Genomic DNA, 8,355 nt, shown 5'->3' on the forward strand with positions numbered 1-8,355 from the left:
GCCGCAGCGGACGCGGCGCCGCGGGCAGCTCCCGGCGGGCGCCCCTGGCCCGGGCGCACAGCCAGGCCGTCGCCTCCTCCGGGGGCATGGCGGCCGACACCAGCCAGCCCTGGACCGCGTCGCAGCCCAGGTCGCGCAGCCGCTCCCAGGTGCGGTCGTCCTCCACGCCCTCGGCGACCACCAACAGGCCGAGGGAGTGGGCGAGGTCGATGGTGCAGCGGACGATCTCGGCGTCCTGGGTGTCCACGGCGAGCCGGGCGACGAACGAGCGGTCGATCTTCAGTTCGCTGACCGGCAGTCGCCTCAGGTGCACCAGCGAGGAGTAGCCGGTGCCGAAGTCGTCCAGCGACATGCGCACGCCGTGGGCGGTGAGCCCGGCGAGGGTGGCGGCGGCCTGCTGCGGCTCGTCGAGCAGCACGTGCTCGGTGATCTCCAGTTGCAGCGCGGAGGCCGGCACCCCGTGCCGGGCGAGGCGGGCGGCGACGGAACCGGCGAAGCCGGGGGTGTGCACGTCGCGCGGCGAGATGTTGACGGCGACCGGCACCGGCAGACCCCGGGCGCGCCACTCGGCGACCTGCCGCAACGCCGTCTCCAGCACGTACTCGGTGAGCCGGGGCATCAGCCCGGAGGTCTCGGCGATGGCTATGAACTCGTCCGGCGGGACCTTCCCGCGCTCGGGATGCTCCCAGCGCACCAGCGCCTCCAGACCGGCCACCTGGCCGTCGAAGCGCACCTTGGGCTGGTAGTGGAGCTGGACCTCGCCGGCGTCCAGCGCGCGGCGCAGGTCGGCCAGCAGCCCGAGGCGGTCGGGGGTGTTGCCGTCCCGGTGCGAGTCGTAGACCTCGACGCCGGTGCGGTCCCGTTTGGCCTCGTACATGGCGACGTCGGCGCGGCGCAGCAGGCCCTCGGCCTCGGCGGCGTGGTCGGGGAAGACCGCGACCCCGGCGCTGGCCTCCAGCACCAGGGTGAGTCCGTCGAGGTCCAGCGGGGAGCCGAGGGAGGAGACGAGGGTGCGGGCGGCGCGCTGGGCGCTGGTGGCGGAGTCCGTGCGGGGCAGCAGGACGGCGAACTCGTCGCCGCCGAGCCGGGCCGCCTCGGCGCCGCGCGGCAGGGCGAAGCGGATGCGGTCGGCGATCTGGAGGAGCAGCCGGTCACCGGCGAGGTGACCGAGTGTGTCGTTCACCGACCGGAACCGGTCGAGGTCGATCAGGACGAGGGCGCATCGGGTGTTGTTCTGGTCGGCCTCGTCCAGCGCGGCCCAGGTGCGTTCCATCAGCCACATGCGGTTGGGCAGCCCGGTGAGCGGGTCGCGCATCTGCTCCTCCGCCCGGGCCCTGGCGATCCACAGTGTGGCGTCCAGGGCGATCAGCGGGATCGCGAAGAGCGGCAGCAGCAGCGGCATGTGGGTCGCGACCACCACGATCAGCGGGGAGATGCCCAGCAGCGCCACGCACACCAGGCCCTGCCGGACCAGCGCGACCCGGGTCGCCGTCGGCAGCCCGCCGCGCGGGGTGAGGCAGAACCACAGCAGCAGCCGGGTCACCAGCAGATAGGTGCAGGCCGCGACTAAGACCTCCGGAAGCGCGGCCCAGTTCCAGTCGGCGGGCAGCCAGGGCGCCTCCACCGACGGGTGGGTGCCGAAGGCGCTCATGGTGAGCGCGGAGGCGCCGATGCCGAGGATGTCCGCGCCGCCGTGCACCAGCGCCTCCCGCCAGCGGCTGCGCCGGGCGGCGGCCACCAGGACCACCAGCGCGAGGCTGACCAGCGCGGCCGGCACCCAGCCGTACAGCAGCAGCACCGCCAGGGTCAGCGAGGCTCCCGACCCCGTACCGCCCCACCAGCGCTCCCGGCCGAGCGCCACCAGGTGGCCGACGATGATGCCGGTGAGCACCGCCAGGCCCCAGCCGACCGTCGCCCCGGGGAAGAGCGCGCGGCCCTGGTCGACGACGCGGTAGACGCCGATCAGCAGCGCGACCGCGGCGCCCAGCACCACAAAGGGCGTCAGGACCGGGCCGGGCAGCGGGAACGAGCGCCTGCGCCGCGGTTGCCGGCCGTCGCCGCCCGCCCGCTCCGGGGTCGCCGCACGCGGGGAACCGGGACCGGGTCGGCGGGCGCCGCCCCGCGGACCGCGATCCTCGGATGTGTGCTGCATGCGCGTCCCTCTCCCGGCCGTCGGTGCCCACGCCACGGCAGGCGCACGGTTCAACCCTAGGCGGAGAAGGGCCGCATGGGCAGCATTCGCCTCGGGTTGCCCGAATCCCTACCTCGTCGGCACGGGTCCGGGGTGACTCCCCGTCACCCGGCGGCCCCCGAGGCCCGGTTGGGTCGGGCTCCGCGCGGCCGGTCGAAGCGGCCCCGCCGTGGCGGCGTCCGGTCGAACGTTACCGGCCCGGCCGTCACTCGGCCGGATTCACCGCCGAATCCCGTGCCTCGTCCGGTCCGCGCTCCAACAGCACGGTGAGTCCGCCGTCATCAAGAATCGGTACCTTCAACTGCACCGCCTTGTCGTACTTCGAACCAGGACTGGCGCCCGCAACGACAAAATCGGTCTTCTTCGACACCGATCCGGTCACCTTCGCGCCGAGCTGCTGGAGCGCCTCCTTCGCGGCGTCCCTCGTGTACGACTCAAGTGTGCCCGTCACCACGATCGTGAGACCGTCCAGCGGTCGGGGGCCGGTCTCCTCGCCGCCCTCCTCCTCCGTGCGCACCCCGGCGGCCCGCCAGCGCTCCACGATCTCGCGGTGCCACTCCTCGGCGTACCAGGCCTTGAGCGAGGCCGCGATGATGTCGCCGACGCCCGGCGTGCCCGCCAGCTCCTTCTCGTCGGCCGCGAAGATCCGGTCCAGCGACCGGAACTCCCTGGCCAGCGCCTCGGCGGCGACCGGGCCGACGTGCCGGATGGACAGGCCCGTCAGGACCCGCGCCAGCGGGCGGCTCTTCGCCTCCTCGATGTTCCGCAGCATGGCGAGGGTGTTCTTGCGCGGCTCGCCGGCCTGGTTGGCGAAGAGCGTGACGACCTTCGGCTCGCCGGTCTTCGGGTCCGTCTTCGGCAGCCCGCTGTCCTGGTCGAGCACGTGTGTCTTGATCGGCAGCAGCTCCTCGACCGTGAGGTCGAACAGCCCGCCCTCGTCGCGCAGCGGCGGGGTGTCCGGCTCCAGCGGCTGGGTGAGCGCCGTGGCGACGACGTAGCCGAAGTGCTCGATGTCCAGCGCCTTGCGGCCGGCCAGGTAGAACAGCCGCTCCCGCAACTGCGCCGGGCACGACCGGGCGTTCGGGCAGCGGACGTCGATGTCGCCCTCCTTGGCCGGGCGCAGCTCGCTGCCGCAGTCCGGGCAGTGCGAGGGCATCACGAACTCGCGCTCGCTGCCGTCCCGCAGGTCGACCACCGGGCCGAGGATCTCCGGGATGACGTCCCCCGCCTTGCGCAGCACCACCGTGTCCCCGACGAGCACGCCCTTGGCCTTGACGACGTCCTGGTTGTGCAGCGTCGCGAACTCCACCTCGGAGCCGGCGACCGTCACCGGCTCGACCACCGCGTACGGCGTGACCCGGCCCGTGCGGCCGACGCCGACGCGGATGTCCACCAGCCTGGTGTTCACCTCCTCGGGCGCGAACTTCCAGGCCAGGGCCCAGCGCGGCGCGCGGGACGTGGAGCCCAGGCGGCCCTGGAGCGGGATCTCGTCCAGCTTGATCACCGCGCCGTCGATCTCGTAGCCGAGCTGCCTGCGGCGGACCTCGGCGTCCTCGATGAACTCCCGCACCCCGGCCAGGTCGTCGACCACCCGGTTGTGCGCGGGCACCGGCAGCCCCCACGAGGCCAGCAGCTCGTACGCCTGCGACAGCCGCTCGATGCTCATGCCCTCCAGGGCACCGATGCCGTGCACCAGCAGGTGCAGCGGACGCTCGGCCGTCACCCGGGGGTCCTTCTGGCGCAGCGAACCGGCGGCGGCGTTCCTCGGGTTGGCGAACGGCGGCTTGCCCTCGGCGACCAGCCTGGCGTTCAACTCGGCGAAGCTCTCCATCGGGAAGTACACCTCCCCTCGGATCTCCACCAGGTCCGGGACCCGGTCGCCGGTCAGGCGCTGCGGCACCTCGCCCAGCGTGCGCACGTTGGGCGTGATGTCCTCGCCGGTGCGGCCGTCTCCGCGGGTGGCGGCCCGCACCAGGCGGCCGCGCTCGTAGGTGAGGTTGACCGCCAGGCCGTCGATCTTGTGCTCGCACAGCAGGTGGAAGGGCAGGCCCTCCAGCTCCCGGGCGAGGCGGTCGGCCCAGGCGTCCAACTCGGCGGCGTCGAAGGCGTTGTCCAGCGAGAGCATGCGCTGCCGGTGCTCGACGGCGGTGAACTCCGTCTCGTAGCGGCCGGCCACCCGCTGCGTCGGCGACTGCGGGGTGCGCAGCTCGGTGTGCCGCTCCTCCAGCTCCTCAAGCTCCCGCATCAGCCGGTCGAACTCGGCGTCGCTGACGACGGGGGCGTCCTTCACGTAGTAGCGGAAGCGGTGCTCCTCGACCTGCTCGGCGAGCAGCGCGTGCCGCTCCCGCGCCTCGGCCGGCACGGATGAGTGCTGTTCGACGGCCACCGTCGTTTCCTCCCGTTACTCGGTGGGCGCCCCGGAACGCCGGGGCACCCGTCACTCAGGGTCGTCAGCGAGGGATCTCGCCGCACTGACGCAGTGCGCGAGGGCCCGGCGGGCGTACTCCGGGCTCGCGCCCGCGAGACCGCACGCCGGGGTGACCACCACAGAGGCCGCCAGGCTCTCGGGGGACAGCCCCAACCTGCGCCAGAGCGATCTGACACCCATGACGCTACCGGCAGGGTCTGACAATCCCGCCGAGGCCGGCTGTGTCGACGAGGCCGCCGGGGGAACGGCCGGAACCACTCCGGCGAACAGCGCGGTGCCGCCCTCCACGGCCTCCCCCAGCGCGTCGAAGTCACGCTCGGTGACCAGCGAGAAGTCGAACGAGACGCCCGTCGCGCCGGCCCGGCGCAGCAGCGCGAACGGCACGTCGGGCGCGCAGGAGTGCACCACGACCGGCACCCCGGCCGCACCGGCCCGCTCCGTCAGCTCCCGCAGCGCGCCCTCCACCACCGCGCGGTCCACGGCCCGGTGGGTGCGGTAGCCGCTGGCCGTCGGCACCCGGCCGAGCAGCACGGCCGTAAGCGACGGCTCGTCGAGCTGGAGGACCGGTTCGGCGCCCGGCAGTCGGCGCCGCAGCTCCGCCAGATGCGACCGCAGCCCCTCGCCCAGCGAGGCGACCAGGTCACGGCAGGCGCCGGGGTCGCCCAGCATGGCCTCGCCGTTGCGCCGTTCGAGCGACGCGGCCAGCGTCCACGGACCGACCGCCGACACCTTCAGCGGGCCGGCGTAGCCCTGCGCGAACTCCTCCAGCGCGTCCAGGTCCTCACCCAGCCAGGAGCGGGCGCGCGCGGTGTCCCGCCCGGGGCGGTCCCCGAGCCGCCAGCCGCTCGGCTCCACCCGCGCGTACAGCTCGACCAGCATGCCGGCCGTCCGGCCGATCATGTCGGCTCCGGGCCCGCGGGCGGGCAGCTCGGGCAGGTGGGGCAGCGCCTCCAGGGTGCCCATGACGGTACGGGCCGCCTCCCGCGCGTCGCCCCCGGGCATGGACCCCACCCCGGTGGCCGCGGCCGGCCCCCAACTGAACCTCGACGTCTCGCTCACGGCGGAAGCCTACGGAAGACCGGCCGCGGCCCGCCGCCTCACCCGGTCGGGCGAACGCTCAGGTCCACGATCTCCGAGCCGCGCGGCAGGTCGAGCGCCGTCAGCACGGTCGTCGCCACCGACTCCGCCGTCATCCAGCGGGCCGGGTCGTACGCGCGGCCCTCCTGCTGGTGCACCTTGGCCTGCATCGGGGTGGCGGTCCGGCCCGGGTAGACGCTGGTGACGCGGACCCCGGCCGCCGCCTCCTCCGCGCGCAACGCGTCGGCGAGCGCCTTGAGTCCGTGCTTGCTGGCCGCGTAGGCGCCCCAGTTCCCGTTGGTCCGCAGGCCCGCACCGGAGTTGACGAAGACCACGTGGCCGCGGGCCAGCCGCAGCTGCGGCAGCAGCAGCCGGGTCAGCTCTGCCGGGGCGACCAGGTTCACCGCGAGCGTGGCGTCCCAGACCTTGGGCGTCAGCTCCTCGACCCGGCCCAGTTCGACCACTCCGGCGACGTGCAGCAGCGAGTCCAGCTCGCCGGGCAGGCTCTGGTGTCCGAACGCCCAGGAGAGCCGGGTCGGTTCGGCCAGGTCGCCGACGAGGGTGCGGACCTCGCCGCCGGCCCCGGAGAAGTGCTCGACGAGCTGCCTGGCCCGACCGGCGTCCCGGGCGAGCAGCCAGACCTCGTCGCCGCGTGCGAGCAGCATTCGGGTGACGGCCTCTCCGATGCCCGAACCCGCGCCTGTGATGAGATGCGTAGCCATCCGGCCATGATCCCGCACCCGCCCGGCGGCGGGACAGGGCGCCCCCAGCGCCCCGGCGGCGCCCGGCGCGCGCGCCGGTGCGCGCCGTACAAGCCGCACAGGGGGGACGCCGGCACGCCTCGTTCGGGCTGCTGGCATGCTGCTGGCCGGGCGGCGCGCGATCGGCCGCGTCGGTATGCTGCTCGAGCGGAACAGACATTCCGCACAAACACCCACGGATTGACGGGGTCAGACATGGGAAAGCGCACGTCGTTCGGCTCCCGGGACATCGGGATAGACCTCGGGACCGCCAACACCCTGGTGTACGCCCGCGGCAAGGGCGTCGTCCTGAACGAACCCTCCGTCGTCGCGGTGGACTCGCGCACCGGGCAGGTCCGCGCCGTGGGTTCCGAAGCCCAGCAGTCGATGGGCAGAACCCCCGGCTCCATCGTCGCCACCAGACCCCTGGCCGGCGGAGTCATCAGTGATCTCGACGCGGCCGAGGCGATGCTGCGCCGCTTCATCCGCAAGGCACGCCCCGCCCGCACCAGGGCGCCCCGCGTCATCATCTGCGTCCCCAGCGGCATCACCGAGGTGGAGCGGCAGGCCGTCCTCCAGACCGCCGCCCGCGCCGGCGCCCGCTCGGTGCACCTGGTGGAGGAGCCGATGGCCGCGGCGATCGGCGCCGGACTGCCGGTCTACGAGCCCCAGGGCTCGATGGTCGTGGACATCGGCGGCGGCTCCACCGAGGTCGCCGTGATCTCCCTCGGCGGGACCGTGACCTCCTGCTCCTCCCGCGTCGCCGGCGACACCATCGACGCCACCATCGCCGCCTACATCCACCGCGAGCACTCCATCACCATCGGCGAGCGCACCGCGGAACGGATCAAGACGGCCCTCGGCCAGGGCGCCGGCATCCAGGTACGCGGCCGGGACAAGACGAGCACGCTCCCCAAGTACGTCGACCTCACCACCGACGAACTGCTGGAGGTCATCGAACCGGCGGTCCGCTCGATCGTCGAGGTCGTGGCCTCCGCCTTCGACGACTGCCCGCCCGAGCTGTACGGGGACATCATGGAGCGCGGCATCGTGCTCACCGGCGGCGGCGCCCTGCTGTACGGCCTGGACGAGCGGATCTCCCGGGAGACCGGCATGCCCGTCGTCGTCGCCGACGACCCGCTGACCTGCGTCGCGCTCGGCACCGGCCGCTGCCTGGAGGAGTACGACAAGCTCGTCGGCCTCTTCGGCTCCCGCCCCCTGCTGACCACCGCCGCGTGACCCGACCGGCCGACGCCGGGTGTTTGACGACGGCCGTGGGCGGCTAGGAGAGGAAGGTAAGCGCAGCTAACACCACAAAGCGTGCTGCGCCGGCATATCGCCCATACCAGAACAGACTCACACCACCAGCGAAAGTGAGTGGTCCACGGATGTACGCCGTCAAGAGCACCCTTCCCGACGACGATCTCAAGGTGGTGGGCGAGGCCCTCCAGGGCGCCCTGGTCGACCTCGTCGACCTCTCCCTCGTGGCCAAGCAGATCCACTGGACTGTCGTCGGCCCGCGCTTCCGCTCCATCCACCTCCAGCTCGACGAGGTCGTCGACACCGCCCGGCAGTACAGCGACACGGTCGCCGAGCGGGCTTCCGCCCTCGGTGTCGCCCCCGACGGCCGCTCCACGACCGTCGCCGCCGACACCGGCGTCAGCGGCGTCCCGGAGGGCTGGCAGCAGGACCGCGACGCGGTCTCCACGATGGTCGACGCGCTCAGCACGGTCGTCGCGCGGATGCGCGAGCGGATGACCGCCACCGGCAAGGTCGACCCCGTCACCGAGGACATCTTCATCGGGCTGACCGGCGAGCTGGAGAAGCACCACTGGATGTTCCAGGCCGAGAACGGCAGGTAACCCCGGCCCGGCCCCGACGCCCATCGCCCCCTCGCCCGCCGGCGAGGGGGCGATGGG

The 8,355-nt window shown here is 73.4% G+C and carries 6 protein-coding genes; 2 read left to right on the forward strand and 4 right to left on the reverse strand.

What is annotated here, in order from left to right:
• From GL263_RS16020 to GL263_RS16035, 4 genes are all read right to left on the reverse strand, one after another.
• On the reverse strand, positions 1-2,152 hold a 2,152-nt coding region (locus GL263_RS16020), incomplete at its 3' end, for a putative bifunctional diguanylate cyclase/phosphodiesterase (protein ID WP_182856398.1).
• A 244-nt stretch (positions 2,153-2,396) separates the two neighbouring features.
• Positions 2,397-4,577 (reverse strand): NAD-dependent DNA ligase LigA, encoded by a 2,181-nt coding sequence (ligA, locus tag GL263_RS16025; RefSeq protein WP_182856399.1) that lies wholly within the window; start codon positions 4,575-4,577, stop codon positions 2,397-2,399.
• Positions 4,578-4,628: 51 nt separating this feature from the next.
• Positions 4,629-5,678 (reverse strand): methionine synthase, encoded by a 1,050-nt coding sequence (locus tag GL263_RS16030; protein ID WP_182856400.1) that lies wholly within the window; start codon positions 5,676-5,678, stop codon positions 4,629-4,631.
• A 38-nt stretch (positions 5,679-5,716) separates the two neighbouring features.
• Positions 5,717-6,418 carry an SDR family oxidoreductase gene (locus tag GL263_RS16035; RefSeq protein WP_182856401.1) on the reverse strand — a complete coding sequence of 234 codons (702 nt, stop codon included), beginning with the start codon at positions 6,416-6,418 and terminating at the stop codon, positions 5,717-5,719.
• A 234-nt stretch (positions 6,419-6,652) separates the two neighbouring features.
• Here GL263_RS16035 and GL263_RS16040 point away from each other — a divergent pair, with 234 nt between their 5' ends.
• Together GL263_RS16040 and GL263_RS16045 are read left to right on the forward strand one after the other, a co-directional pair.
• Positions 6,653-7,675 carry a rod shape-determining protein gene (locus GL263_RS16040; RefSeq protein ID WP_182856402.1) on the forward strand — a complete coding sequence of 341 codons (1,023 nt, stop codon included), beginning with the start codon at positions 6,653-6,655 and terminating at the stop codon, positions 7,673-7,675.
• A 149-nt stretch (positions 7,676-7,824) separates the two neighbouring features.
• Positions 7,825-8,298: a Dps family protein gene (locus GL263_RS16045; protein WP_182856403.1), complete on the forward strand. Its 474-nt coding sequence runs from the start codon at positions 7,825-7,827 to the stop codon at positions 8,296-8,298.
• The last annotated feature ends 57 nt before the right edge of the window (positions 8,299-8,355 follow it).

Source organism: Streptomyces durbertensis (genome assembly GCF_014156695.1).
Taxonomy (GTDB): domain Bacteria; phylum Actinomycetota; class Actinomycetes; order Streptomycetales; family Streptomycetaceae; genus Streptomyces; species Streptomyces durbertensis.